The sequence below is a fragment of the Nonomuraea sp. NPDC050383 genome (assembly GCF_044459125.1).
GTDB lineage: Bacteria > Actinomycetota > Actinomycetes > Streptosporangiales > Streptosporangiaceae > Nonomuraea.
Genome location: NZ_JBITIP010000006.1, coordinates 123594 through 149481 on the forward strand (window position 1 = coordinate 123594; position 25888 = coordinate 149481).

Sequence of the window (25888 nt, forward strand, 5' to 3'; positions counted from 1 at the left end):
GTCAGCCGCCCGTCACGACGCTCAGGCCCTTGGCCTTGAGCTGCTCGACCATCGCCTGCTGGGTCTTGGCGAAGGCGTCGGTGAGGGTGCCCTGGCCCTGGACGGCGGCCTTGGCGTTGTCGGTGAGGCTGGCGTAGAGGGCGTCGCTCACCGGCGGCCAGCGCCAGTCCGTGGTCACGGCCGCGTCGGACTCCTTGAAGACGTCCCAGATGTTCTGGCCGCCGTAGAAGGGGAAGACGGTGTCGTCCTTGTGCAGGTTGGTGACCTTGCTGGTGTCCTTGACCGACGGCCAGCCGTAGCCGGCGGACAGCAGCGTGTTGACGCTCTGCGGGTCGCTGTTGAGCCAGACCGCGAACTCGGTGGCGGCGGCGGGGTTCCTGGTGCCCTTGAGTATCGCCGAGGAGGAGCCGCCGCCCCAGCTCGCCGAGGTGAACCCCGTGGCGCCGGGCCACTGCGGCATCGGGGCGACGGCCCACTTGCCGGAGGTGCCGGGGGCGTTGCCGCGGATGATCGCGTCGCCCCAGGAGCCGCCGATCCAGCCCACGATGCCGCCGGTCTGCAGGTCCTTGTACCAGGCGTTGGACAGGTCGGCCTCGGTCTTGAGCACCTTGTCGTCCAGCAGCTTCTGCCAGAAGGCGGCCATCTTGCGGGTGTCGGGGTTGTCGATGGTGACCTTCCAGGAGTCACCCTCGGTGCCGAACCACTGCTGGCCCGCCTGCTGCGCCAGGGAGATCAGCCACGGCGCCTGGTTGGCGGCGAACGTGGAGATGTAGGCGTCCTTGTCCTTCTTGCGGATGGTCGCGGCGGCCGCGGCGAAGTCGTCCCAGGTCTTGGGCGCCTCGATGCCCCACTTGTCGAACAGGTCCTTGCGGTAGTAGAAGCCCATCGGGCCGCTGGCCTGCGGGATCGCGTACACCTTGCCGCCGAAGACGCCGGTCTGCCACTGCCAGTCGACGAACTTCGCCGCGTCGTCCCCGGCGTACTCGGTGACGTCCTGCAGCGCGCCGTTGACGAGGAACGAGGGCAGCGAGTCGTAGCCGACCTGCGCCACGTCGGGGGCGTTGCCCGCCTTGACCGCGGCGAGCATCTTGGCGTATCCGCCGTCGGGGCCGGGGGTGATGGTCTCCAGGTTGACCTTGACGCCGGGGTGGGAGGCGTTGAACTGGTCGACCGCCTTCTGGATGTCCGGCACCCACGACCAGAACGTGAGCGTCACCGGCTTGGCCGGATCACCGCTCGCTCCGCCGCCCGCCGGCGTGCCGGCCGGCTCGCCGCCTCCGCCGCACGCCGCGGCGAGGCCGATCGCGGCGGCCGCGGCCGCGATCCTCGCCGCCCGGGAGATCTTCGATCCCATGCTGACTCCCTTCCAACGGAACGCCTGACCTCGGGTTCCGGCTTGGTGGGAGACATTATTGGTATTTTATTAATAATGCAATGGCGTTACGTGACCGTTTCCGGGAAGGGCGCGCCGGCCCTCCCCGGAGGCCACGACGGTCACTCGTCCGGCTTGAAGGTGAAGGTCGAGGGGGCCTTGAAGGAGGGGTCCGGCTTGCCGTACACGAGCGAGATCTGCTCGTGCGCCTTGACCACGACGGCGGCGGGGTCGCCCGTGACCGGCACCCCGTTCACCGCGGCGGTCAGGGTGTGGCCGGCGTCGGTCCTCAGGGAGCCGAGCCGGCTCGCCGACAGCGTGACGCCCCACTGCTTGAAGAGCTGGCCGAGGGTGAAGACCTCGCCCTTGGTGTGCGGCTCGACGTGGATGACGCCCCGGTTGTCGTGGGTGTGCAGGGGCGACATCTCCTCGCCCACGATGCCGATGTCGGCCGGCACCTCGACCTCGTCGCCGTCGACGAAGACGCTGAGGTGGGCGTGGTAGTGCTCGGCGTGGCCCATCGGTCCGTGGGTCAGGCCGGCGGCCCGGATGCCGGGCAGCGGGTCGGCGGGTACGGGCCAGGGCGGCGTGCCGCCGTCCACGGGGCGGGGGGCGTGGGCGCGGACGTACTGGAAGACGGCGACGCCGCCGGCGGCCAGCGCGACGACGGCCAGGGCCGCGACCAGGGCGCGGGCGCCACGGCGGCGGGTGGCGCCGCTCTCGTCGGCGGCGGACGCGGCAGGGTCCGTGTCGGGCTCGGGAACGGGCTCAAGGGCGGTCTCGGGAGGATCGGCGAGCCGCTGCTGCTGGTGAATCGCCTCGGGTGACATGGGCCCATGATGAGCGAGGAGGCGCGCCGCGGGGATGGGCCGCGCACAGGCCGGATCCGGCCGTCTTTACCTGCCACCGGACCGGGGTCCCCCGGTCGCGGCCCGGGGTCGGGGTGCCGGACGACGCCGAGCCTGGGATGATCGGTACGAGCGGGTGACATTCCGCTCGGAACGGAGCCCGGATGAAAGTCATCGTCTTCGGCGCGACCGGCATGGTCGGGCAGGGCGTGCTGCGGGAGTGCCTGGAGGACGACCGGGTGGAGTCCGTGCTCACGGTGGGCCGCGCCCCCACCGGGCGCTCACACCCCAAGCTGCGCGAGGTGACGCACGCCGACCTGCTCGACCTCACCCCGATCGAGGACGACCTGGCCGGCCACGACGCGTGCTTCTTCTGTCTCGGCGTCTCCTCGGCGGGCATGAGCGAGGAGGACTACCGGCGGGTCACGTACGGGTACACGCTGGCCGCGGGCACCACGCTGGCCCGGCTCAACCCCGGCTCGACCTTCGTGTACGTCTCGGGCGCCGGCACCGACGCGGAGGGCCGGGCGATGTGGGCGCGGGTCAAGGGCGCCACCGAGGAGGCGCTGCTGGAGCTGCCGCTGGAGGCGTACATGTTCCGGCCCGGCTACATCCAGCCGGTCCACGGGGCGACCTCGCGGACGCGGTGGTACCGGCTGGCGTACGTGGTGACGGCGCCGCTCTTCCCGATCCTGAGGCGGGTGTTCCCGGCGAGCGTGACGACGACGGAGCGGATCGGCCAGGCCATGATCGCGGTGGCCGCGACCGGGGCCCCCGAGCGCATCCTGGGGCCGGCCGCGATCAACGCCCTCGCGGCGGCCCGCGCCTGAGCGCCCCCTCACCGGCGGAATAACCCCGGGCACCGGGACGCTGAGGTAGCTGTTAAAGTTTCAACAGTCATAGGTGGTGACTAAGATGCAGTTCGGCGTCTTCAGTGTTGGCGACGTGACCATGGACCCGACCACGGGCCGCACACCGACCGAGAGTGAGCGCATCAAGGCGATGGTGACCATCGCCCTGAAGGCCGAGGAGGTCGGCCTCGACGTGTTCGCCACCGGCGAGCACCACAACCCGCCGTTCGTGCCCTCGTCGCCGACCACGATGCTCGGCTACATCGCGGCGCGGACCGAGCGGCTGATCCTGTCCACGTCCACGACGCTGATCACCACCAACGACCCGGTCAAGATCGCCGAGGACTACGCCATGCTCCAGCACCTGGCCGACGGCCGGGTGGACCTGATGCTGGGCCGTGGCAACACCGGCCCGGTCTACCCGTGGTTCGGCCAGGACATCCGGCAGGGCATCCCGCTGGCCATCGAGAACTACGCGCTGCTGCACCGGCTCTGGCGCGAGGACGTGGTGGACTGGGAGGGCCGCTTCCGCACGCCGCTGCAGGGCTTCACCTCCACGCCGCGCCCGCTCGACGGGGTGCCGCCGTTCGTGTGGCACGGCTCCATCCGCAGCCCTGAGATCGCCGAGCAGGCCGCGTACTACGGCGACGGGTTCTTCGCCAACAACATCTTCTGGCCGAAGGACCACTTCATCAAGCTGATCACTCTCTACCGGCAGCGGTACGCCCACTACGGGCACGGCACGCCGGAGCAGGCGATCGTGGGCCTCGGCGGGCAGGTGTTCATGCGCAAGAACTCCCAGGACGCGGTCCGCGACTTCCGCCCGTACTTCGACAACGCCCCGGTGTACGGCCACGGGCCCTCGCTGGAGGACTTCATGGCCGAGACGCCGCTCACGGTGGGCAGCCCGCAGCAGGTCATCGACCGGACGCTGACCTTCCGCGAGTACTTCGGCGACTACCAGCGGCAGCTGTTCCTCATGGACCACGCCGGGCTGCCGCTGAAGACCGTGCTGGAGCAGCTCGACCTCCTCGGCGAGGAGGTCGTGCCGGTGCTGCGCCGCGAGTTCGCCAAGGACCGTCCGGACAGCGTGCCGGACGCCCCCACGCACGCCTCCCGCACGGCGGCCCAGCCGTCCGCCGTCTGACCTTCCTTCTCTTCCGAACAGGAGTGTGACCATGAAGCTCGTCGCCGTGTCGGCGGGACTCAGCGAGCCGTCCTCCACCCGCCTGCTGGCCGACCGCCTGCTGGAGGCGGCCCGCCGCCACCTGGAGGACTCCACCGGCGCGGGCGGGCCGGACCCGGTCGAGGTGCGCGTGGTGGAGCTGCGCGACCTGGCCGTGGACATCGCCAACGCCTTCGTCACCGGCTTCCCCGGCGCCCGGCTGCGCGAGGCCGTCGAGGCGGTCACGCGGGCGGACGGGCTCGTCGCGGTCACGCCCGTCTTCACCGCCTCCTACAGCGGCCTGTTCAAGTCGTTCTTCGACGTCATCGAGCCGGACGCGCTGGCGGGCAAGCCGGTGCTGATCGCCGCCACGGGCGGCACGGCCCGGCACTCGCTGGCGCTGGAGCACGCGATGCGTCCCCTGTTCGCGTACCTGCGCGCGATCGTGGTGCCGACGGCCGTGTACGCGGCCTCGGAGGACTGGGGCGGCGGGGGCGACGCCTTTACGGACGGGCTCGGTGAGCGGATCGGGCGGGCCGCCGGCGAGCTGGCGGAGCTGGTGTCGGGCCGCGCGGCCGCGGCCGGGACCAGCGCGGACGCCGAGGCGGTGGTCCCGTTCGCGCAGCAGCTCGCGGCGTTGCGGCCGTGACGGTGCTCCACAGGATTCGGCGAAGCCCTTGACTCCTGTGTGTCCGGTTCGTTAGGAAGGCTTCCTAACGAACCCCGGCTCACAGGAGCGCATGTGTTAACCACCCTCCTCGCCCCCGTCCTGGCGCCCGTGCTCGCGCTGACGCTCCAGGCGCCCGTCGACCTGACCGATCCGCACAAGAAGGACATCGCCATGCAGCTGGTGTCCAGCGCGGAGAACTCGTCGCTCGACTGGAAGGCCCAGTACGGCTACATCGAGGACATCGACGACGGGCGCGGCTACACCGCCGGCATCATCGGCTTCTGCTCCGGCACGAGCGACATGCTCCAGCTCGTCGAGGTCTACACCGACCGCAAGCCCGGCAACGTGCTCGCCAAGTACCTCCCCGCGCTGCGCAAGGTCAACGGCAGCGACTCCCACAAGGGCCTCGACCCGAACTTCACCAAGGACTGGAAGACGGCCGCCAAGGACACCGTCTTCCAGCAGGCGCAGAACGACGAGCGCGACCGCGTCTACTTCGACCCGGCCGTCAAGCAGGCCAAGCAGGACGGCCTGCGGGCGCTCGGCCAGTTCGTCTACTACGACGCCATCGTCATGCACGGCCCCGGCACCGACAAGCTGAGCTTCGGCGGCATCAGGAAGTCGGCCCTGGCCAAGGCCAAGACCCCGGCCCAGGGCGGCAACGAGACGACGTACCTCAACGCGTTCCTGGACGCCCGCAAGGCGGCCATGAAGGCAGAGGAGGCGCACGAGGACACCAGCCGCGTGGACACGGCGCAGCGGGTCTTCCTCAAGAACGGCAACCTCGACCTCGACCCACCGCTCACCTGGAAGGTCTACGGCGACAGCTACACGATCAAGAAGTGACCGACGGCTCCCGGCCGCGCCCTCCGCGCGGCCGGGAGCCGCCTCATGCCACCTTCCACGTACGGCCTCCCAGCGTGGCGACGATGTCCACCGTGCCGCGTGGCCGAAGGATGCGACCGCGCCGGGGATCAGATCTCCACCAGCTCCACGTCCATCAGGTCCGCCAGCGCCCGCAGCTCGCCGATCCGGTGGCCGGTGCCGAGGGCCCAGTGGTGGGAGATGCCGGAGGCGCTCCACGCGTCCGTCCACTCCCCCGGGTCGCGGCCGAAGTCCACCCGCGACGTCGTGTTGCCGATCTTGAGGTGCGGGCCGTCCACGGTCACGCCCTCCGAGGCGACGAACGCGAAACTGCCGTCGCGCCGCTGGATGAGCCCGAACGCCGTCACCGGCCCGTGCGCCACGTCGAACTCGACCGAAACGCCCCAGCCGCGCTTGCCGTGGAAGACGCCGAGGCCGCGCAGCAGGGGACGTCGGGCGCTGATGGCCAGGTGGGCCGGGCCGTCGTGGCCCATCTCGACGTGGCCGCGCAGGAAGTCCAGCGCCTGCAGCTCGGTGAAGGAGCCGCCCGCGCCGAGCCGGTCCATGATCAGCATGGCCAGGGAGGTGCGCAGCTCGTACTCGCCGGCCGCCGGGACGCCGCGCGCCGTGAGCAGCGACGCGCCGAGGATCATGCCGGCGCCGAGCCGCTCGTGGATCTCGCCGTCCAGCCCGCGGTGGTAGTAGGCGAGGCTGTCCAGGTCGAAGTCCTCCACCAGCCGGTCGAGGCCCACGGAGACGCGGGCCGCCCACTCGAAGTCCTCGGGCACGACCGTGTCGGCCAGCTCGAACACCTCGCGGGCCAGCTCGATACGCTCCTTGACCTCGGTGTCGCCGACCTTCTCCACGCGTACGCGCAGGTCGTCGAACTCCAGGACCTCGACGTGGCCGCCGAAGTTGACCGGGACGAGCGTGAGGTCGGTGGAGACGTCGAGCATGCCCGGGTACAGGTGGCCCATCAGCCCGTGGCGGCCCTTGCCCAGCGCCGCGCGCACGCCGGCGGCCTTGACCCACCGCTCGATGCGCTCCCAGGCGCGCGGGTCCTCCAGGTAGCCCGACACGGAGCGGAACGGGATGCCGGCCCGGGTGAAGGTGTTGGCCATCTCCGGCAGCGGGCAGGCGCCGCAGTAGGCCAGCCACTGGCCGGTGTCGAAGGTGTCGTGGTCCATCGACTCGGTCGGCTGCAGGTTGATGAGCAGCACGGGCGCGCCGCTGCGCTGCGCGATGGGCAGCAGCATGGTGGCGGTCATGTAGGTGGTCAGGAAGCCGACGATGATGTCGCAGCCGGCCTCGCGCAGCCGTTCTGCCGCGACCGCGCCCTCCTGGGCGTCGGAGATGAAGCCCACGTCCACCACGTCGCAGCCGAGCTCCCCCATCCGCTCCGACACGCGCGCGGACGACCGCTGGAGCTGGGGCAGCAGGTCGGGGAACTGCGGCCAGTACGCGCCGAGCCCGCCGGCGACGAGCCCGACCTTGGTCCGGGGTGCGTTTATCCGTTCGAGCGGCATCGTGCCTCCTGGGGTGTTAGAGCCGTTTTGGGGGGTAGCGGGGTTCGGGGACAGAGGGAGGCGGTGCCGCCGGCGACGGATGACATGCCGGCGGCACCGCTGTGCGCCGCGGGAGACGGCTAGCGCAGGAAGGCGGCCGCCACGCCCGCGTCGACCGGGATGTGCAGGCCGGTGGTCTGCGCCAGGTCGCCGCCCGTGAGGGCGAAGACGGCCGCGGCCACGTGCTCGGGCAGCACCTCGCGCTTGAGCAGCGTCCGCTGGGCGTAGAACTCGCCGAGCCGCTCCTCCTCCACCCCGTACACGGCCGCCCGGTTGGCGCCCCAGCCGGAGGCGAAGATGCCGGAGCCACGCACGACGCCGTCGGGGTTGACGCCGTTCACGCGGACGCCGTACTGGCCGAGCTCGGCGGCCAGCAGCCGTACCTGGTGGGCCTGGTCGGCCTTGGCGGCGCCGTAGGCGACGTTGTTGGGCCCCGCGAAGACGGAGTTCTTCGAGGAGATGTAGATGATGTCGCCGCCCATGCCCTGGTCGATGAGCACGCGGGCGCTCTCGCGGGAGACGAGGAACGAGCCGCGGGCCATGACGTCGTGCTGGAGGTCCCAGTCGCCGAGCGTGGTCTCCAGCAGGGAGCGCGACAGGGACAGCCCGGCGTTGTTGACGACCAGGTCCACGCCGCCGAAGGCGAGGACCGCCTGCCGTACGGCCTCGGCGACCTGCTCCTCGGAGGTGACGTCCGCCTCGGCGGCGATCGCCACGTCCTCGGCGCGCAGCGCCTTGGCACCGAGCTCGGCGGCGACCTTGCCGGCGGCCGCCACGTCGCGGTCGGCGACGACCACGCACGCGCCCTCGGCGGCCAGGCGGCGCGCGGTGGCGGCGCCGATGCCGGAGCCGCCACCGGTCACCAGGGCGACCCGGCCGGCCAGCGGCTTGGGCGCGGGCATGCGCCGCAGCTTGGCCTCCTCCAGATCCCAGTACTCGATGCGGAACTTCTCCGACTCCGCGATCGGCTGGTAGCGGGACAGGGCCTCGGCGCCGCGCATCACGTTGATGGCGTTGACGTAGAACTCGCCGGCGACGCGCGCGGTCTGCTTGTCCTTGCCGAAGCTGAACATGCCGACGCCGGGCACCAGCACGATCGCCGGGTCCGCGCCGCGCATCGGCGGCGAGTCGGGGGTGGCGTGGCGGGCGTAGTAGGCGGCGTACTCCTCGCGGTAGGAGGCGTGCAGCTCGCGCAGGCGGGCCACGGCCTCCTCCAGCGGGGCGTCCGGCGCGAGGTCGAGCACGAGCGGCGCGACCTTGGTGCGCAGGAAGTGGTCCGGGCACGACGTGCCGAGCGCGGCGAGCCTGGGGTGCTCGGCCCGGGCCAGGAAGTCGAGCACCTCGGGCGAGTCGGTGTAGTGGCCGACCTGCCGCGCGTCGGTGCTGGCCAGGCCCCGGACCACCGGGAACAGCTCGGCCGCGCGGCGGCGGCGGGCCTCCTCGGTCAGCGGCTCGTGCACGACCGGGCCGAACGGGTCGGGACGGCCGTGCTCGGCGATGTACCGCTCGGCGGTGCGGATGATCTCCAGGGAGTTGGCCTGGCACTCCTCGCTGGTGGCGCCCCAGGCGGTGACGCCGTGGCCGCCGAGGATGCAGCCGATGGCCTGCGGGTTCGCCTCCTTGATGGCGGCGATGTCGAGGCCGAGCTGGAAGCCGGGCCGCCGCCACGGCACCCACACGACCCGGTCGCCGAAGATCCGGCCGGTCAGCTCGGGGCCGTCGGCGGCGGTCGCGATGGCGATGCCGGAGTCGGGGTGCAGGTGGTCCACGTGCGTGGCCTCGACCAGGCCGTGCATGGCGGTGTCGATGGACGGCGCGGCGCCGCCCTTGCCGTGCAGGCAGTAGTCGAACGCGGCGACCATCTCGTCCTCGCGCTCGGGACCGGGATAGACCCGGGTCAGCGCGCGGAGCCGGTCGAGCCGGAGCACGGCCAGGCCGGCCGCGGTGAGGGTGCCGAGGTCGCCCCCGGACCCCTTCACCCACATCAGCTCCACCTGCTCGCCCGTCACCGGGTCGGTCTCGCTGCCCTTGGCGGAGGCGTTGCCCCCGGCGTAGTTGGTGTTGCGCGGGTCGGCGCCCAGCGCGTGCGCTCTTTCGAGCAGTTCCTGTACGGCCTGCATCAGGCTCCCCACCCTGCCTGCGCGCCGCCGACCCTCTCGGCGGCGATCTTGTCGAAGTAACCGGACCTGGCGTAGGCGGCCATCGGGTCCGGGTCCAGCCCCATCTCCTCGCGCAGCTCGGCGAGCAGGGGGCGGACGTCGGTGTTGTAGGCGTCCATGAGCACGGCGTTGGCGCCGAGCACGTCGCCCTCGCGCTGCGCGGCGGCCAGCGCGTCACGGTCCACGAGGAGAGCCTTGGCGGTCGCCTCCTGCACGTTCATGACCGACCGGATCTGGCCGGGGATCTTGGGCTCGATGTTGTGGCACTGGTCGAGCATGAACGCGGTCTCGTCGGTGTACCCGCCGCCGCGGATCACCTCGCACATGATGCGGAACAGCTGGAACGGGTCGGCCGCGCCCACCATGAGGTCGTCGTCGGCGTAGAAGCGGGAGTTGAAGTCGAAGCCGCCGAGCTTCCCCTCGCGCAGCAGGAACGCCACGATGAACTCGATGTTGGTGCCCGGCGCGTGGTGGCCGGTGTCGACCACGACCTGCGCCTTCGAGCCCAGCTTGAGGCAGTGCGCGTAGGCGGCGCCCCAGTCCGGCAGGTCCGTCATGTAGAAGGCCGGCTCGAACAGCTTGTACTCCAGCAGGAACCGCTGCTCCTCCCCGAGCCGCTCGTAGACGGCGGCCAGGGCCTCGGCGAGCCGGTCCTGGCGCGAGCGGATGTCGTCCTGGCCGGGGTAGTTGGTGCCGTCGGAGAACCACAGCTTGAGCGTGTCGGACCCGGTCTGGTCCATGATGTCCACGCACTCCAGCAGGTGGCCCAGCGCCTTCCTGCGCACCGCCGGATCCGGGTGGGTGACGCTGCCCAGCTTGTAGTCGTCGTCCTGGAACACGTTGGAGTTGATGGCGCCGATCGTCACGCCCAGCTCCGAGGCGTGCCGGGCCAGGTCGGCGTAGTCGTCGACCTTGTCCCAGGGGATGTGCAGGGCGACGGTCGGCGCGACACCCGTGTGGCGGTGCACCTGCGCGGCGTCCGCCAGCTTCTCGTACGGGTCGCGCGGCACGCCCTGCTGGGCGAACACCTTGAACCTGGTGCCGGAGTTGCCGTACGCCCACGACGGCGTCTCGATGCGCTGCCGGCGCAGCTCTTCCTTGATCAAAGCCTTCCCCGATTCATTCTGTCCTGATTCAGTCAAGGTGGAACACTTCTTCCAGCGGCGCGAAGGCCTCGTCCGCCCGGCCCGTCTCGAAGAACGGCGCCATCTCGGCCTGCCACCTGTCGTTGACGTCCGTCTCGGCCATCCGCCGCTGGGCGGCCTCGAAGTCGTCGGTCTCCAGATAGCCGACGAGCAGGCCGTCCTCGCGCAGGAACAACGAGTAGTTGCCCCATCCGGCCGTCCGCAGGGCGTCGAGCATGTCGGGCCACACGGCCTCGTGCCGCTCGCGGTACTCGTCGAGACGGTCCTCGCGCACCTTCAGCAGGAAGCACACGCGCCGCATGGCACCCTCCGCACCTTCACTGGCCCTCGCCTTCGCTGGTCTTGCTCGTGGTGAGGTCCCCGCCGGGCGGCGGGGACCGGGGAGAGCGGTCCTGGGGGGACCGCTAGAAGTCGAACTGGTCGATGTTGGCGGCGTCGAAGGTGAACGGCGGGCCGAGGATGACCTCGCCGTTCGCGCCGATCGTGCGCTCGCCGAGCTTGCCGGCCTTGAACGTCTCGCCCTGGGCGCCGGTGATCTGGCCGGACACCAGCGCGGCCGCCGCGTAGGAGGCGAGGTAGCCGAGGTCCTTGGGGTTCCACAGGGCGAACTTCTCGACCGTGCCGTCCTTGACGAACTGCCGCATCTGGTTGGGCGTGCCGAGGCCGGTCAGCACGACCTTGCCCTTGTACTTGGAGCCGGAGATGTAGCGGGCCGCCGCCGAGACGCCGACCGTGGTGGGCGAGATGATGCCCTTGAGGTCCGGGTACGCCTGGAGCAGGCCCTGGGTCTCGGTGAACGACTTCTGGTCGTCGTCGTCGCCGTAGGCCACCTTGACGAGCTTCATGTCCTTGTAGTCGGGCTTGGCCAGCTCGTCCTTCATGTACTTGATCCAGGTGTTCTGGTTCGTGGCGTTGGCCGTGGCCGACAGGATGGCGATCTCGCCCTTCTTGCCGATCAGGTCGGCGAGCAGCCTGACCTGGCTGCGGCCGACCTCCTCGGAGCTGGCCTGGTTGATGAACAGGTCGCGGCACTCGGGGGCGGCGTCGGAGTCGTACGAGACGACCTTGATGCCCTTGGCGCGGGCCGTCGAGAGCGGGCCGCACACGGCGTTGGCGTCGTTGGCGGCGATGAGGATCGCGTCGTGGCCCTGCTGGGTGAGCGTGTTGATGTAGGAGATCTGGGAGGAGGCGGAGGCGTCGGACGGGCCGACCTCCTTCGCCTCGCCCTTGTACTCCTTGGCGGCCTCGATGCCCGCGTTGTCGACGATGGTCTCGTACGGGTTGTTGATCTGCTTGGGGAGGAACGCCAGCTTGATGCCCTCCTTGAGGGGGGCGTTCGGGTCGGCCTTGGCGGCGGCCGAGGAGGAGGCGGGGGCCGGCGCGGGGGCGGAGGTGACGCTGGACTTGGTGGTGCCGCCGCAGGCGGCGGCCCCCAGGGCGAGCAGGGCGACCACGGCTGTGAGACGCATCGGGGTCATGGGGTTCCTTTCAGGACGGGCCTGACCAGCGAGACGAGGCGGGGGGTGAGCACCGACACGATGAGGAGGAGCCCGGTGACGATCGACTGGATCTCGGTGGAGACGTCGCCGAGCATGAGCAGGTTGCGCAGCAGCCCGATGAGCAGCACCCCGGCGATGACGCCGCCGAGGGTGCCCTTGCCGCCGTCGAAGTCGACGCCGCCGAGCAGCACGGCCGCGATGACGGCCAGCTCGATCCCGAGGCCGTTGTCGGCCCGGGCCGAGCCGTACCTGAGGGTGAAGACGACGCCGGCGAACGCGGCGACGGTGCCGGAGAGCGTGAACAGCACCAGCTTGATCCGTTTGACGCGGATCCCGGCGAAGAACGCGGCCTGCTCCTGCGCGCCGATGGCGTACAGGGCGCGGCCGAAGCCGGTGGCGTGCAGGACGACCCCGGTGACGGCGGCGAGCAGGACGAACAGGGCGACGGGGTACGGGATCGGCGTGCCGGGCACGTCGTCCACGGCGAGCGCGGTGTAGGCGGGCGGGAACTGCGCGACGGCCTGGTCGCCGAGCACCACGTACGCCAGGCCGCGGTAGAGCGCGAGGGTGCCGATCGTGACCGCCAGCGACGGCAGGCCGAGGCGGGTCACGAGCAGCCCGTTGACCAGGCCGCACACGGCTCCGGTGAGCACGACCAGCGGGATGATCGTCTCGATGGCCATGCCGCCGTCCCACAGCGCGCCGACCATGGCGCTGGACAGGCCGAGGACCGAGGCCACCGACAGGTCCACCTCGGCGGCCACCACGAGCAGGGTCATGGCCAGCGCGATGAGCGCGATCTCGCCGAGGTCGCCGAGCGCGAACGACAGGTTGTCCACGGTCGCGAACCCCGGCACGGAGAAGGAGCCCGCGGCGAACACGGCCACCAGCAGCGCGCCGACCAGCACGTCCCAGCGCAGCACCCGGGTCATCGGCGGCTCCCCTTCCTGAGCAGGCGGGCGACGCGGATCGCGAGCACCCGGTCGACGCTGATGGCCAGCAGCAGCAGCGCCCCGGTGATGGCCTGCTGCCAGAACGGGTTGACCCGCAGCACGACGAGCGCGCTGCCGATCGTGGTGAGCAGCAGCGCGCCGAGCGCGGCGCCGTACACGCTGCCGACGCCGCCGGTGATGGCCACGCCGCCGACCACGACCGCGCTGACCACCAGCAGCTCCCAGCCGTTGGCGGAGTCGCCGACGACCGTGCCGAACCGGGCCAGCCACAGCACCCCGGCGAGCCCGGCCAGGCAGCCGCTGACCAGGTAGGCGGCCAGCACGCGCCGCCGGACGGGCACGCCGGCCAGCCGGGCGGCCTCGGGGCTGGAGCCGATCGCGTAGAACTCCCGGCCGCTCGGGTACGCGCGCAGGTAGGCGCCGACCGCGAGCATGACCACGAGCGTGATGAGCGGCAGGTACGGCACGCCCAGCACGGCCCCGTTGCCGAGGGCGAGCAGGGCGGGCGGCAGGTCCACCGCGTTGATCTGCCGGCCGTGGGCGAGGTAGTGGTCGAGGCCCTGGATGACGTACAGCGTGCCGAGCGTGACGACCAGCGCGGGCACGCGGCAGAAGCTGACCAGCAGCCCGTTGACCAGGCCGCAGGCGGCGCCGATGGCCACGCCGAGCAGCACGGCCGGCACGATCCCGGCGCCGCGGGCGAGCACGTCGCCGGTGACGAACGCGACGAGCCCCACCACGGAGCCGACCGACAGGTCGATGTTGCGGGTGATCACCACGATCGACTGGCCGACGGCCAGCAGGGCGAGGATCGCGGTGTTGAGCAGGATGTCCTCGATGCCCTGGCCGGACAGGAAGTTGCCGTTGACCGCGGCGGTCACGGCGACGAGCACGGCCAGCGCCACGACGAGGCTCAGCTCACGGGCGCGGAAGACGAGGTCCACCAGGGCGCGGGCGCCGCGCGTCCCGAGCTCCCGGCCTGGCCCCTGGTCCGGCACCGTGGTCGCGGTCATGCGGCCCTCCTCGTGGCGGCGTGCATCACGCTCTCCTCGGTGGCCTCGGCCCGCGGGATCTCGGCGCTCAGCCGCCCCTCGCGCATGACGAGCACCCGGTCGGCCATGCCGAGCACCTCGGGCAGGTCGGAGGAGATCATCAGGACGGCGATGCCCTGCCCGGCCAGCTCCGACAGCAACCGGTGGACCTCAGCCTTGGTGCCCACGTCGATGCCGCGCGTCGGCTCGTCCACGACGAGCACGGACGGCTCGGTGGCCAGCCACTTGGCGAGCACGACCTTCTGCTGGTTGCCCCCGGACAGCACGCCGACGCCGTCGCCGAGCCGGGCGAACTTCAGCCGCAGCCGTGCCGCCCAGTCCGCCGCGCGGTCGCGCTCGGCCCGCCGCGAGATCGTGGGGCCGCGGCGCAGGGAGCGCAGCCCGGTCAGGCCGATGTTGCGCTCGATCGACATCTCCATGACCAGGCCCTGCTGGCGGCGGTCCTCCGGGACGAGGGCGAGGCCGGCGCCCATGGCGGCCGTGGGGCTGCCGGGCGGCAGCTCGCGGCCGTCCACGGTGACCGTGCCGGCGTCCCACCGGTCGATCCCGAAGATCGCGCGGGCCACCTCGCTGCGGCCGGCGCCGACGAGCCCGGCCAGGGCGACGATCTCGCCGCGCCGCACCTCGAAGGAGACGTCGGTGAAGACGCCCTCGCGGGTCAGCCGCTCGACCCTGAGGGCGACGTCGCCGACGGCCGCCTCCTGCTTCGGGTAGAGGGCGCCGAGGTCGCGGCCGACCATGCGGCGCACCAGGTCGTCGTGGGTGAGACCGGCAACGGGCTCGCTGGCGATCCACTGGCCGTCCCGCAGCGTGGTGACGCGCTGGCAGAGGGCGAAGATCTCGTCGAGCCGGTGGGAGATGAACAGGACCGCGCAGCCGTGCTCGCGCAGCGCCTCGACGACGGAGAAGAGGCGGGCGACCTCCGCGCCCGACAGCGCGGCCGTCGGCTCGTCCATGACGAGCACCCGGGCGTCGCGGGAGAGCGCCTTGGCGATCTCCACGAGCTGCTGGTCGGCGATGGACAGGCCGCGCGTGGGGCGGCCGGGGTCGAGGGCGACGCCGAGCCGGCCGAACAGCTCGCGGGTCTCGGCGCGCATGGCGGCGCGGTCGATGCGGCCCAGCGAGCGGCGGGGCTGGCGGCCCATGAAGATGTTCTCGGCGACGGACAGGTCGGGGAAGAGCGTGGGCTCCTGGTAGATGACGGCGACGCCGGCCTGCTGGGCGTCGGCCGGTCCGGAGAAGACGACGGGCTCGCCGTTGAGCAGGATCCTGCCCTGGTCGGGGCGGTGGACCCCGGCGAGCGTCTTGACGAGCGTGGACTTGCCCGCCCCGTTCTCGCCCGCGAGGGCGTGCGCCTCGCCCGCGTGCAGCTCGATGGAGACGTCCCGTAGCGCCCGGACCGCGCCGAAGGACTTGCTGACGCCGGCGAGTGCGAGCGTGGGGTGAGCGCCCATACATCCTCCGCGCGACAAACGTTTTAACAGGATGTTTCCGGAATGTAGGCGCTGCGCCTGCGGCCGTCAATGGGGCAGCCTCGGCTATGGCGCCATTGTGATTGATACGTTTTAATCAGCGCATGCGATTCACCGCTGTGGACCTCGGCGCCTCCAGCGGGCGCGTGATGACCGCCGACATCACCGCCGACAAGATCGAGCTCGCCGAGGCGCACCGCTTCCCCAACCGGCCGGTACGGGTGGCCGGGACCCTGCACTGGGACATCCTCTCCCTGTACCAGGGCGTGCTCGACGGCCTGCGCAGGGCGGGGCCCGCCGAGTCGGCCGGCGTCGACTCGTGGGCCGTGGACTACGGCCTGCTCGACGCCGCGGGCCGGCTGATCGGCAACCCGGTCCACTACCGCGACGCGCGCACGGCCGGGGTCGCCGAGCGGATCGACCCGTACGAGGTGACGGGGCTGCAGTTCCTGCCGTTCACCACGGTCAACCAGCTCCTGCGCGAGCGGCTCGACGAGGCCGCGACACTGCTGATGATCCCGGACCTGATCGGCTACTGGCTGACCGGGCGGATCGCCGCCGAGCGCACCAACGCCTCCACCACCGGCCTGTACGACGTCACCCGCCGCGACTGGGCGTGGGACCTGGTCGACCGGCTCGGCCTGCCCCGCCGGATCCTGCCGCCGATCACCGATGCCGAGTCGGGTCCCGTGCGCGAGGACGTGGCCGCCGAGCTGGGCTACTCCACGGTCGTCACCCAGGTCGCCTCGCACGACACCGCCTCCGCCGTGGTGGCCGTGCCCGCCACCGGCCCGAACTTCGCCTACATCTCGTGCGGCACGTGGTCGCTCGTCGGCGTCGAGCTGCCCGCCCCGGTGCTCACCGAGCAGAGCCGGCTGGCCAACTTCACGAACGAGACGGGCGTCGACGGCACCGTCCGCTACCTGCGCAACGTCATGGGCCTGTGGATCCTGCAGGAGTGCCTGCGCGTCTGGGACCACCCCGACCTGGAGGCGCTGCTGGCCGAGGCCGAGCACGCCCGCACCGACGCGGTCATCGACCCCGACGACCCGTCGTTCCTGCCGCCGGGCGACATGCCCGCCCGCATCGACGCCTACTGCACCCGTACCGGGCAGCGGCCGCCGGAGGGACGGGCGCAGGCCGTACGATGCATCCTGCAGAGCCTCGCCCTCGCCTACAAAAGGGCCGTCGACGACGCGGCCCGCCTCAGCGGGCGGCCCGTCGAGGTCGTCCATGTGGTCGGCGGCGGCTCGCGCAACGCGTTGCTGTGCCGGCTCACGGCCGAGGCGACGGGGCTCCCGGTGGTCGCGGGCCCGGTCGAGGCGGCCGCCCTCGGCAACGCGCTGGTGCAGGCGCGAGCCCGCGGCCTGGTCGGCGACCTGGCCGAGATGCGGGATCTGGTACGGCGGAGCGCGGACGTGCGCACCTACGAGCCTCGGGGGCGTGAATGGCCACAGTGAGCATCAAGGACGTCGCGGCCCGGGCGGGCGTGTCGCCCGGGACGGTGTCCAACGTGCTCAACCGCCCCGAGAAGGTCGCGGGCGGCACCCGCGCCCGCGTCGAGGCCGCCATCCGTGACCTGGGGTTCGTCCGGCACGGCTCGGCCTCCACGCTGCGGGCCGGCCACAGCCGCACGATCGGGCTGTCGGTGATCGACATCGGCAACCCGTTCTTCACCGACGTCGCCGCCGGCGTGGAGGACATGGCCAGCGAGCGCGGCTACGCGGTCATCCTGGGCAACTCCTCGGGCAGCCGGCCGAAGGAGGAGCGCAACCTGCTGGTCTTCGCTGAGCAGCGCGTGCGCGGCGTGCTCATCACGCCCTCCGACGAGGACCCCGCCCGGCTGGAGCGGCTGCGCGAGCGGGGCATCGCCGTGGTGCTCGTGGATCACCCGGCCGAGCGCTCCACCCAGTGCGCTGTCGCGGTCAACGACGTGACCGGCGGCGCCATGGCGGCCGCCCACCTGCTGCGCGGCGGGGCCGGGCGGCTCGGCTACGTGACCGGGCCTCCCGCCATCCGGCAGTGCCAGGACCGGCGGCGGGGCGCCGAGCAGGCCCTGACCGCGGCCGGACGCGACCCGGCGGAGCTGCGCGAGATCGCGATGCCGGCGATGACGGCCAAGGCCGGTCAGCAGGCGGCCGAGAAGCTGCTGGCCGACGGCACCCTGCCCGACGCGCTGTTCTGCGCCAACGACCTGCTGGCGCTCGGCATGCTGCGGGGCCTGCTCCAGGCGGGGGTGCGGGTGCCCGAGGACGTGTCGCTGATCGGGTACGACGACATCGACTTCGCCTCGGCCTCCACGGTGTCCCTGTCGTCGATCCGGCAGCCGACCTACCAGCTCGGCCGGGTGGCCACCGAGCTGCTGCTGGACGAGTGCGACAACCCCGACACCCACGCGCACCAGCAGATCATGTTCCAGCCGGACCTCGTCGTGCGGGAATCCACGCGGTAGGTTGGGGCCCTTACCGGACGACGGGGGTTGGGGCGTCATGTCCAACGGTGTGCGTCATGTACTCGGAGTGGTCGCCGGGGTCCTGCTGCCACCGCTGGTCGCCGTGGCCCTGGTGTACGGAGTCGGCGAGGTCTCGCTGAGCATCCAGAACTTCCTGGTCTCGTGGACCGGACTGGCCGCGATCGTGGTGGCCGGTGTGCTGCTGGCCCTTCTCGCCTCCTCGCGGTTGTCGCCGGTCGCCTCGCTGCTGGGCGGGATCGGGTTCACGCTGCTCGGTCTGCTGCCGTTCGCCGAGATCCTGTCCGGGTCGTCGGTGATAGGTCGGTTCGTGCCGGGCTGGATGCGTTCGGGGTATCTGACGCTGGGGTACACGGGGGTGTTCCTGGTGCTGGGGGTCCTGCTGCTGGTGGCGTCGGCGTTCCCGTCGCGATGGCGCTCGCGGCGTCCGCCGGTGGTGACGCCGGGGCACGGGACGTCGGCGTACGAGATGTCCGGCCACGAGGCGTACGGGGCGCCGTCTCACGGAGCCTACGGGCCGTCGTCGTACGGGCCGCCGTCGCAGGGGCCGTCGTCCCAGGGGCCGTCGTCCTATGGGCAGGTGTCCGACGACGCGACCCGGCCGATGCACCGGGAGTGACGCGCCGGGCCCGCGGCCGGGCGTGAGCCCGGATGCGGCGGGCTGGCAGAATGCCGCCATGCGCGACATGAAGATCGGCGACTTCCTCGAACGGCTGGCCGCCCGCGAGCCCGCGCCGGGCGGTGGCGCGACCGCGGCCCTGCACGCGGCCCAGGCCGCGGCGCTGCTGGGCATGGTCGCCCGTTACAGCACCGGCGACCGCTACGCCGGGCACGCGGCGACCGTGGCCGCGGTGACGGCCGAGACCGACGCCCTGCGCGAGCGGGCCCTGGGCCTGGCCGCCGAGGACGCGGCGGCGTTCACGGCGGTGACGGAGGCGTACAAGCTGCCCAAGGGCGAGGAGCGGAGCGCGGCCATCGCCGCCGCCCTCGCCGGCGCGGCCGAGCCGCCCGCCCGGGTCGCCGAGACGGCCGCGCGGCTGGTGGAGCTGTGCGAGACACTGCTGCCGATCGGCAACCCCAACGTGGTCACCGACGTGGCCGCGGCGGCCGAGGCCGCGCGGGCCGCGCTCGCCACGGCCCGCGTCAACGTCGAGGTCAACATGGGCGGCATCAAGGACGAACCGGTGCTGGACGGGCTGCGCGCACGCCTGGCGGGTGTGGACGACGCCGTCGCCCGGGCCGAGCGGGTCACGGCGGCCGTGCGCGAGGACCTCGCCCGATGACCGGGACCCCCGCGAACGGCGTGGAGCTGCGCGGCCGGGAGCTCGCCGCCGCCCTCCGCGAGGAGGTCGCCGGGCTCGTGCGGGCCGCCGGGACCGCACCGAGGCTGGCGGTCGTGGTGGCCACCGCCGACGAGGCGTCCCTGTGGTACGTGCGCTCCATCGCCAAGGCCGCCGCCGGGGTGGGCGTCGCCTGCGACATCGTGGACCTCGGCGCCGCCGCCCCGGTGGCGGGCATCCGCGCCACGCTCGAACGGCTCAGCGCCGACCCGTCGGTCCACGGCGTCATGCTGCAGACCCCGCTGCCCGAGGGCGCGTCGGCGCAGGAGCTGGCCGGCGCGATCGACCCGGCCAAGGACGTCGACGGAGCCAACCCGCTGTCGCTCGGCCGGCTGGCGGCCGGGCTGCCCGCGTTCGCGCCGGCCACGGCCGCCGCGGTGATGGCGCTGCTCGACCGGCACGGCGTCGAGCTACGGGGCGCCAGGGCCGTCGTGGTGGGCCGGTCCACCGTCGTGGGCAAGCCGCTGGCGCACCTGCTGCTCGACCGGCACGCCACCGTGACCGTCTGCCACTCGCGCACCCGAGACCTGGCCGCGGTCACCTCCACCGCCGAGGTGCTGGTCGCGGCCGTGGGCCGGGCCGGGCTGATCGGCGCGGAGCACGTGGCGCCCGGCGCGGTCGTGATCGACGTCGGCACCAACCCGACGGCCGACGGGGGCCTGACCGGCGACGTCGACTTCGCCGCGGTCATCGGCAGGGCGAGCGCGCTGACCCCGGTGCCCGGCGGCGTCGGCCCGGTGACCACCGCCCTGCTGCTGCGCCACACCGCGACCGCCGCGGGACTGACGTGACCCGCGCCCACGACGCGCGCCGCAGGCCGGCGCCGCTCTCCCCCGACGCCCACAGGAGGCCGGTGACCCGCCATGCGTGACGTCCTGATCGTGCAGAACAGCAGGAGCGGCGGCCCCGGCCGGTTCGGCGGCTGGCTGGAGGACATGGGGCTGCGGCTGGACGTCGTCCACGCCTACGACGGCGAGCCCGTGCCCGAGACGCTCCGCCACGACGCGATGCTCATGATGGGCGGCGGCTACCTGCCCGGCGAGGACGACCGCGCCCCCTGGCTGGCGCCCACGCGGGGGCTGGTGCGGCAGGCGCTGGCCGGCCGGGTGCCGTTCTTCGGCATCTGCCTGGGCGGGCAGATGCTCGCCGAGGTGGCGGGCGGGGAGGTGACCGGCGACGCGGGGGCGCCGGAGAACGGCAGCGTCCCGGTCACGCTGCGGCCGGAGACGGCGGCCGACCCGCTGTTCCGCGACCTGCCGGAGGTGGTGCCCGCGATCGAGCACCACGTGGACGCGATCACGGCCCTGCCGCCGGGCGCGGTGTGGCTGGCCGAGACGGCCCGCTGCCCGTACCAGGCGTTCCGGGTGGGCGAGGCGGCGTGGGGCGTGCAGTTCCATCCCGAGGTGCTGCCGGAGCGGATCCGGACGTGGGAGGTGGCCGGGTTCGACCCCGACGAGGTGTACGCGGGGGCGGTGGCCGACGAGCCGGTCTCCACGCCGATCTGGCGCGAGGTCGCCACCCGCTTCGCCAAGCTCGTCACCTGACCCCGGCCCGCCCCGCCCGGCGCGGCCGCCCGCGGACCCGCCGGGCGGCTCGCAGCCCCGCCCAGGTCAGCAGGGTCAGGATCCCGGCCAGCGCGTACTCGATGGCCGGAATCCTGACCGCCTCCGCGGCGGCGCCCCAGAGGTCGCCGCGGAGGGCGTACACGGCCAGGAGAGAGCCGCCGTAGCAGGCGGCCAGCAGCCCGCGGACCGGGCGCGGCAGTCCCAGGCCGTGCATCTGCGTGATCACGAAGACGCAGAGGAAGCCGAACAGGAACATCGGCCACATCCCGTCCGGGCCGGACGTCATGAGGGCGACCTGCTCGGCGTGCTGAACGGCTCCGCCGTGGCGGCCGCCGGGATGGCGGCGCGGGGCGGCCCGACCCGGTGGAGATCGTGGCGCCGTGGCTGGCGGAGCGCGTGGTCACCCAGGCCAGGAACGGCGCCCACGTGCGGTGGCTGACACCCGCCAGGATCGCCTACCGGTTCGCCACGGCGCCCTTCTCCCGGCGGCGCGTTCCCCGATGACCCGGAGCACTCAGGAGGCGTACGCGTCGTAGCCGAGCTTGGCGGCGACCGCCAGGCCGCAGGCGGCGGCGAGGTAGCGCAGGCTGTGTCCCGGCAGCCGCCGGGCGATCTTCGGCCCGAGCCACCCGCCCAGCAGGAATCCCGCCGCCAGCGGCGCCACCGCCCCCCAGTCGACCGGCCCGAACAGCGCGAACCCCACGGCCGCGACCGTGTTGGCCAGCCCGGACAGCACGTTCTTGACCGCGTTCGTCCGGGCCGGCGCCTGGTCGAGCATCGCCGACAGCACCGCGAACATGAGGATGCCGCCCGCCGCGCCGAAGTAGCCGATGTAGACGGCCACGACGAACAGCGCGATCCTCGCCGGTATCCCGTGCTCGGCGTGCTTGCGCGCCGACGGCGGACGGACGAGGAGCAGGGAGGCAGCGGCGATGAGCCAGGGCGCGATCAGCTCGAACGTCCGCGACGGCGTGAGCAGCAGCAGGGTCGCGCCGGCCGCGCCGCCGAGCGCGGTGATCCAGCCCAGCCTGAGGACCCGGCTCCCCTGGCCCGCGAGCTCCGGCCGCGAGCCGGCCGCCGCGCCCAGGCCGGTGAACAGCAGGGCCACGGTGTTGGTGACGTTCGCGCTGAGCGGCGGCAGGCCGAAGGCCAGCAGCGCGGGATAGGACACGATCGAGGCGAGACTCACCACGGTGCTGACCACCCCGGCCGCGACGCCCACGCCGAGCAGCCCCAGCACGTCTCCGACGATCACCAGGACATGGTAGGGGCTGTCCGTTTTGTCGCCGAAGCCGGGTTGCTTGCTGACGTTCCGGTAGATCTATGAGTCAAACCGTTAGTGACCTTTCTACGGGATAGGTATGCCGGGACGCAGCACGACCCAGACACATGGCCAGTCACATGGAAGGAGCCGAGAGCGTGACGACCGGCGACGACCGCCCGATGTTGACCACCCGGCAGGGACATCCCGTCCACGACAACCAGAATCAGCGCACGGTGGGCGCGCGAGGACCCGCGACGCTGGAGAACTACCACTTCCTGGAGAAGATCAGTCACTTCGACCGGGAGCGCATCCCGGAGCGGGTCGTGCACGCGCGCGGCACGACGGCCTACGGCTACTTCGAGGCGTACGGGAAGCTCGGCGACGAGCCGATCTCGCGCTACACGAGGGCGAAGCTGTTCCAGGAGGCCGGCAAGCGCACGGATGTGGCGCTGCGCTTCTCCACCGTCATCGGCGGCCGTGACTCGGCCGAGACGGCCCGGGACCCTCGCGGGTTCGCGATCAAGTTCTACACCGAGGACGGCAACTGGGACCTCGTCGGCAACAACCTCGGGGTGTTCTTCATCCGGGACGCCATCAAGTTCCCCGACGTGATCCACGCCCTCAAGCCGGACCCCGTCACGTTCCGCCAGGAGCCCGCCCGGATCTTCGACTTCATGTCGCAGACGCCGGAGTCCATGCACATGCTGGTCAACCTGTTCAGCCCGCGCGGCATCCCCGCGACGTACCGGTTCATGCAGGGCTTCGGGGTCAACACGTACAAGTGGGTCAACGACCGGAACGAGACGGTCCTGGTCAAGTACCACTGGATGCCCAAGCAGGGCGTGCGGAGCCTGACCGCCGAGGACGCGGCGGCCATCCAGGCCGGCGACCTCGGCCACGCGACCAGGGACCTGCACGAGGCGATCGAGCGCGGCGACCACCCCGAGTGGGAGCTGCTCGTACAGATCATGTCCGACGACGACCACCCCGAGCTGGACTTCGACCCGCTGGACGACACCAAGGTGTGGCCGGAGAACGACTTCCCGCCGCGCCCCGTCGGCCGGCTCGTGCTCGACCGCAACGTCGCGAACAACTTCGCGGAGAACGAGCAGATCTCCTTCGGCACGGGCGTGCTGGTGGACGGGCTGGACTTCTCCGACGACAAGATGCTCGTCGGGCGGACGTTCTCCTACAGCGACACGCAGCGCTACCGGGTCGGGCCCAACTACCTGCAGCTCCCGGTCAACCAGGCCAAGAACGCCACGGTACGGACCAACCAGCGCGACGGGCAGATGACGTACTACGTGGACGGCGACGGCGAGAACCCGCACGTCAACTACGAGCCGTCCATCACCGGCGGCCTGGGCGAGGCGCCCAAGCCCGTCTCCGCCGAGCAGGGGCCGGTCATCAGCGGCCGGCTGACGCGGGCGCGCATCCCCCGGACCAACGACTACGTGCAGGCGGGCCAGCGCTACCTGCTGATGCACCAGTGGGAGCGCGACGACCTGGTCGAGAACCTCGTCCAGAACATCGGCCAGTGCGCCCGGCCGGTCCAGGAGCGCATGGTCTGGCACTTCCTCCTGGCGGAGGACGAGCTGGGGCTGCGCGTCGGCCAGGGCCTCGGGATCACACCCGCGGACGTCAGCCACCTGGAGCCCCTGCCGGGCCAGACGCTGACGGACGAGGACCGGCAGCGGCTGTCGCAGCTCGGCAAGAACGGCCCGCGGGACGTCACGGGGCTCAAGATGACGCACTGCGTGCCCGACGAGCGCGGCCTGCCGTAGACCATCGGCGCACCGCGGGGCCGGCCTCCGGCCACGGAGGCCGGCCGCCGCCGGGCTAGATTGATCATGTGCTCGTGAACCAGCTTCACCCGTGGCCGGCCACCGCCGAGGAGGCACAGGCCATCCAGGACCGTCTGCGCCCGCACGTCGAGCTCACCGGGCCGACGACGTTCACGGCGGTGGCGGGCCTGGACGTCCACTATTACGGCGACGACCGGGTGCGCGCGGCCGTGGTGGTCCTCGACGCCGCCACGCTCACGGTGCTGGAGCAGGTGACCGTCGAGGACGAGGCCCGGTTCCCGTACGTTCCCGGGCTCTTCGCCTTCCGGGAGCTGCCCGCGCTGGTGCGCGCCCTCGAACGCCTGACGACCATGCCCGGCCTGCTGGTGTGCGACGGGTACGGGGTGGCGCACCCGCGTGGCTTCGGCCTGGCCTGCCACCTGGGCGTGCTGACCGGCCTGCCGGCGATGGGGGTCGGCAAGACGCCGTTCGTCGGCGACCACGCCGCACCCGGGCGGGAGCGCGGGGCATGGACGCCGATCACGCTGGACGGCTCGACGGTGGGGCGCGCCGTCCGCACGCGGGAGGGGGTCAAGCCGGTGTACGTCTCCCCCGGTCATCGCATCTCGCTGGAGACGGCCACGGAGCAGGCGCTGCGCCTGTCGCCCCGCTACCGGCTCCCCGAGCCCATCCGCCACGCCGACCACCTCGCCCGTCACGGCTGACGGGCTCCGGCATGCCGGGGCTCACGCGCCGGCGTGCTCCTTCGGGGTGAGGATGGCCTGGGCGTCCGCTCCGGCGAACCACAGGCCGATGACGAACGCGGCCGTGGCCTCCAGGAGGGTGGCCCTGGCCAGTCCCCCGCCGTCCAGCGGCGTGCAGCCGAGGTCCGCGACCAGCCGCCGTACCAGCTCCAGGGCGGCCGGGTCGTCCCCGCACAGCGGCACGGCCAGCGGCCTGCCGTCGAAGACCGGCGGCGTCATCCGCCACACGTCCACGTGGCACAGGTTGAACGCCTTCACAACATGTGCCCCTGTGAGATCCGCCGCCGCCCCGGCGATCGGACGCGTGGGGTCGTACGCGTCCGGATGGACGTTGGTCACGTCGATGAGCGGCTTGCCGCGCAGCGCCGTACCCGCCGCCGCGAGCACGTCCGTCAGGCCCGCCTCCAGCACGGCCGCCATCACGACGTCGCCGAACGCGGCCGCCTCCGCGAACGTGCCCGCCAGCACCTCCCGCTCCTGGACCTTCGCCGCCCCGGCCATCCGGGCCGCCAGGGCGGCGGCCTTCTCCGGGTCGCGGCCACTGATCATGACCTCGTGACCCGCGCGATGCCACTGGGTGCCGAGGGCGTCGGCCATGCCGCCCGCGCCCAGGATGCCGATCCGCATGTTGTGCTCCATTCGTGTAAAGGTGTGACGGGACGACGGTACGAAAGCCGTCGCACACCATTCGGTGCGTATCGAGGGGGTCCACGGTGTTCCTCGCCGACTGCCAGGCCAGGCTGGCCTTCGACCTGATCGCCAACACCTGGAGCGCCGTGGTGGTGTGGGCGTTGCGCCACGGACCCCGGCGGCCCGGCGAGCTGCGCGCGGCGATCGGCGGCGTCAGCCCCAAGGTGCTCACCGAGACGCTGCGCCGGCTGGAGTCCAACGGCCTGGTGGTGCGGCACTCGTACGCCGAGGCGCCGCCCCGCGTGGAGTACGAGCTGACCGGCCTGGGCCGGAGCCTGCTGGAGCCGATCGAGCGGCTGGGCGAGTGGGCCTTCGCCCACGCGGACGAGGTGATGGCCGCGCAGGACCGGTGGGAGACCGCCGATGAGCTGGAGGAACGGCCCGCCGGCTGACCGG

General features: G+C 72.3%; 27 protein-coding genes. 14 read left to right on the top strand and 13 right to left on the bottom strand.

Annotated features, from left to right (window positions below; translation table 11 throughout):
- Position 1: 1 nt before the first annotated feature.
- Both ACIBG4_RS17250 and ACIBG4_RS17255 read right to left on the bottom strand, forming a co-directional pair.
- The gene (locus ACIBG4_RS17250) at positions 2-1354 is read right to left on the bottom strand and encodes a sugar ABC transporter substrate-binding protein (protein WP_355438122.1); all 1353 of its coding nucleotides are present in this window, start codon (positions 1352-1354) and stop codon (positions 2-4) included.
- A 140-nt stretch (positions 1355-1494) separates the two neighbouring features.
- The gene (locus tag ACIBG4_RS17255; RefSeq protein WP_397202592.1) at positions 1495-2202 is read right to left on the bottom strand and encodes a hypothetical protein; all 708 of its coding nucleotides are present in this window, start codon (positions 2200-2202) and stop codon (positions 1495-1497) included.
- A gap of 182 nt (positions 2203-2384) precedes the next feature.
- Here ACIBG4_RS17255 and ACIBG4_RS17260 point away from each other — a divergent pair, with 182 nt between their 5' ends.
- From ACIBG4_RS17260 to ACIBG4_RS17275, 4 genes are all read left to right on the top strand, one after another.
- Entirely contained in the window at positions 2385-3050 is a 666-nt protein-coding gene (locus ACIBG4_RS17260; protein WP_397202593.1) for an NAD(P)H-binding protein, read from the top strand.
- Between the two features lie 85 nt (positions 3051-3135).
- Complete coding sequence (locus tag ACIBG4_RS17265; protein WP_355438214.1) at positions 3136-4218, top strand: LLM class flavin-dependent oxidoreductase; 1083 nt, start codon at positions 3136-3138, stop codon at positions 4216-4218.
- Positions 4219-4249: 31 nt separating this feature from the next.
- Complete coding sequence (locus ACIBG4_RS17270; RefSeq protein WP_397202594.1) at positions 4250-4885, top strand: FMN reductase; 636 nt, start codon at positions 4250-4252, stop codon at positions 4883-4885.
- Between the two features lie 93 nt (positions 4886-4978).
- On the top strand, positions 4979-5752 hold the full coding sequence (locus ACIBG4_RS17275) for a chitosanase (RefSeq protein WP_310712419.1): 774 nt from the start codon (positions 4979-4981) through the stop codon (positions 5750-5752).
- Positions 5753-5880: 128 nt separating this feature from the next.
- Here the strand turns inward: ACIBG4_RS17275 and ACIBG4_RS17280 are convergent, their stop codons facing one another.
- From ACIBG4_RS17280 to ACIBG4_RS17315, 8 genes are all read right to left on the bottom strand, one after another.
- Positions 5881-7296 (bottom strand): L-fucose/L-arabinose isomerase family protein, encoded by a 1416-nt coding sequence (locus ACIBG4_RS17280; RefSeq protein WP_310712422.1) that lies wholly within the window; start codon positions 7294-7296, stop codon positions 5881-5883.
- Positions 7297-7415: 119 nt separating this feature from the next.
- Positions 7416-9455 (bottom strand): bifunctional aldolase/short-chain dehydrogenase, encoded by a 2040-nt coding sequence (locus tag ACIBG4_RS17285; protein ID WP_397202595.1) that lies wholly within the window; start codon positions 9453-9455, stop codon positions 7416-7418.
- The gene (gene rhaI / locus ACIBG4_RS17290; protein WP_397202596.1) at positions 9455-10600 is read right to left on the bottom strand and encodes an L-rhamnose isomerase; all 1146 of its coding nucleotides are present in this window, start codon (positions 10598-10600) and stop codon (positions 9455-9457) included. The genes ACIBG4_RS17285 and rhaI overlap by 1 nt, the downstream gene beginning before the upstream one ends.
- Before the next feature lie 28 nt (positions 10601-10628).
- Positions 10629-10940, bottom strand: coding sequence for an L-rhamnose mutarotase (locus tag ACIBG4_RS17295; RefSeq protein WP_310712425.1), 312 nt, complete (start codon positions 10938-10940; stop codon positions 10629-10631).
- 103 nt (positions 10941-11043) lie between these two features.
- Positions 11044-12117 carry a rhamnose ABC transporter substrate-binding protein gene (rhaS, locus tag ACIBG4_RS17300; RefSeq protein ID WP_355438098.1) on the bottom strand — a complete coding sequence of 358 codons (1074 nt, stop codon included), beginning with the start codon at positions 12115-12117 and terminating at the stop codon, positions 11044-11046.
- Entirely contained in the window at positions 12114-13070 is a 957-nt protein-coding gene (locus tag ACIBG4_RS17305) for an ABC transporter permease (RefSeq protein WP_310712427.1), read from the bottom strand. The genes rhaS and ACIBG4_RS17305 overlap by 4 nt, the downstream gene beginning before the upstream one ends.
- Complete coding sequence (locus ACIBG4_RS17310) at positions 13067-14104, bottom strand: ABC transporter permease (RefSeq protein ID WP_355438095.1); 1038 nt, start codon at positions 14102-14104, stop codon at positions 13067-13069. The genes ACIBG4_RS17305 and ACIBG4_RS17310 overlap by 4 nt, the downstream gene beginning before the upstream one ends.
- On the bottom strand, positions 14101-15597 hold the full coding sequence (locus ACIBG4_RS17315; protein WP_397202597.1) for a sugar ABC transporter ATP-binding protein: 1497 nt from the start codon (positions 15595-15597) through the stop codon (positions 14101-14103). Before ACIBG4_RS17315 ends, ACIBG4_RS17310 begins: the two co-directional genes overlap by 4 nt.
- Positions 15598-15719: 122 nt before the next feature.
- On the opposite strand from ACIBG4_RS17315, the gene ACIBG4_RS17320 reads away from it, so the two are divergent.
- From ACIBG4_RS17320 to ACIBG4_RS17345, 6 genes are all read left to right on the top strand, one after another.
- Positions 15720-17075, top strand: coding sequence for a rhamnulokinase family protein (locus tag ACIBG4_RS17320; protein ID WP_397202598.1), 1356 nt, complete (start codon positions 15720-15722; stop codon positions 17073-17075).
- Positions 17063-18067: a LacI family DNA-binding transcriptional regulator gene (locus ACIBG4_RS17325; protein ID WP_397202599.1), complete on the top strand. Its 1005-nt coding sequence runs from the start codon at positions 17063-17065 to the stop codon at positions 18065-18067. The genes ACIBG4_RS17320 and ACIBG4_RS17325 overlap by 13 nt, the downstream gene beginning before the upstream one ends.
- 49 nt (positions 18068-18116) lie before the next feature.
- Positions 18117-18704: a hypothetical protein gene (locus ACIBG4_RS17330; protein ID WP_397202600.1), complete on the top strand. Its 588-nt coding sequence runs from the start codon at positions 18117-18119 to the stop codon at positions 18702-18704.
- A gap of 58 nt (positions 18705-18762) precedes the next feature.
- Positions 18763-19368 (top strand): cyclodeaminase/cyclohydrolase family protein, encoded by a 606-nt coding sequence (locus ACIBG4_RS17335; RefSeq protein WP_397202601.1) that lies wholly within the window; start codon positions 18763-18765, stop codon positions 19366-19368.
- Complete coding sequence (locus tag ACIBG4_RS17340; RefSeq protein ID WP_397202602.1) at positions 19365-20216, top strand: bifunctional 5,10-methylenetetrahydrofolate dehydrogenase/5,10-methenyltetrahydrofolate cyclohydrolase; 852 nt, start codon at positions 19365-19367, stop codon at positions 20214-20216. The genes ACIBG4_RS17335 and ACIBG4_RS17340 overlap by 4 nt, the downstream gene beginning before the upstream one ends.
- A 72-nt stretch (positions 20217-20288) precedes the next feature.
- Positions 20289-20969: a type 1 glutamine amidotransferase gene (locus tag ACIBG4_RS17345; protein WP_355438083.1), complete on the top strand. Its 681-nt coding sequence runs from the start codon at positions 20289-20291 to the stop codon at positions 20967-20969.
- Here ACIBG4_RS17345 and ACIBG4_RS17350 read toward each other — a convergent pair.
- Positions 20962-21276: a hypothetical protein gene (locus ACIBG4_RS17350; RefSeq protein WP_397202603.1), complete on the bottom strand. Its 315-nt coding sequence runs from the start codon at positions 21274-21276 to the stop codon at positions 20962-20964. The genes ACIBG4_RS17345 and ACIBG4_RS17350 overlap by 8 nt on opposite strands.
- Positions 21277-21353: 77 nt before the next feature.
- Between ACIBG4_RS17350 and ACIBG4_RS17355 the strand changes: the two genes are divergently transcribed.
- On the top strand, positions 21354-21494 hold the full coding sequence (locus ACIBG4_RS17355; protein WP_397202604.1) for a hypothetical protein: 141 nt from the start codon (positions 21354-21356) through the stop codon (positions 21492-21494).
- 10 nt (positions 21495-21504) lie between these two features.
- On the opposite strand, the gene ACIBG4_RS17360 is transcribed toward ACIBG4_RS17355, so the two are convergent.
- Positions 21505-22245 carry a sulfite exporter TauE/SafE family protein gene (locus ACIBG4_RS17360; RefSeq protein ID WP_397202605.1) on the bottom strand — a complete coding sequence of 247 codons (741 nt, stop codon included), beginning with the start codon at positions 22243-22245 and terminating at the stop codon, positions 21505-21507.
- A gap of 188 nt (positions 22246-22433) precedes the next feature.
- Between ACIBG4_RS17360 and ACIBG4_RS17365 the strand changes: the two genes are divergently transcribed.
- Both ACIBG4_RS17365 and ACIBG4_RS17370 read left to right on the top strand, forming a co-directional pair.
- Positions 22434-24038 carry a catalase gene (locus ACIBG4_RS17365; RefSeq protein WP_397202794.1) on the top strand — a complete coding sequence of 535 codons (1605 nt, stop codon included), beginning with the start codon at positions 22434-22436 and terminating at the stop codon, positions 24036-24038.
- A 68-nt stretch (positions 24039-24106) separates the two neighbouring features.
- Positions 24107-24763, top strand: a complete 657-nt coding sequence (locus ACIBG4_RS17370; RefSeq protein WP_397202606.1) for an endonuclease V — start codon at positions 24107-24109, stop codon at positions 24761-24763.
- A gap of 21 nt (positions 24764-24784) precedes the next feature.
- Here ACIBG4_RS17370 and ACIBG4_RS17375 read toward each other — a convergent pair whose 3' ends face one another.
- Complete coding sequence (locus ACIBG4_RS17375; protein WP_397202607.1) at positions 24785-25429, bottom strand: NADPH-dependent F420 reductase; 645 nt, start codon at positions 25427-25429, stop codon at positions 24785-24787.
- A gap of 86 nt (positions 25430-25515) precedes the next feature.
- Between ACIBG4_RS17375 and ACIBG4_RS17380 the strand changes: the two genes are divergently transcribed.
- Complete coding sequence (locus tag ACIBG4_RS17380; RefSeq protein WP_397202608.1) at positions 25516-25884, top strand: winged helix-turn-helix transcriptional regulator; 369 nt, start codon at positions 25516-25518, stop codon at positions 25882-25884.
- Positions 25885-25888 lie beyond the last annotated feature (4 nt).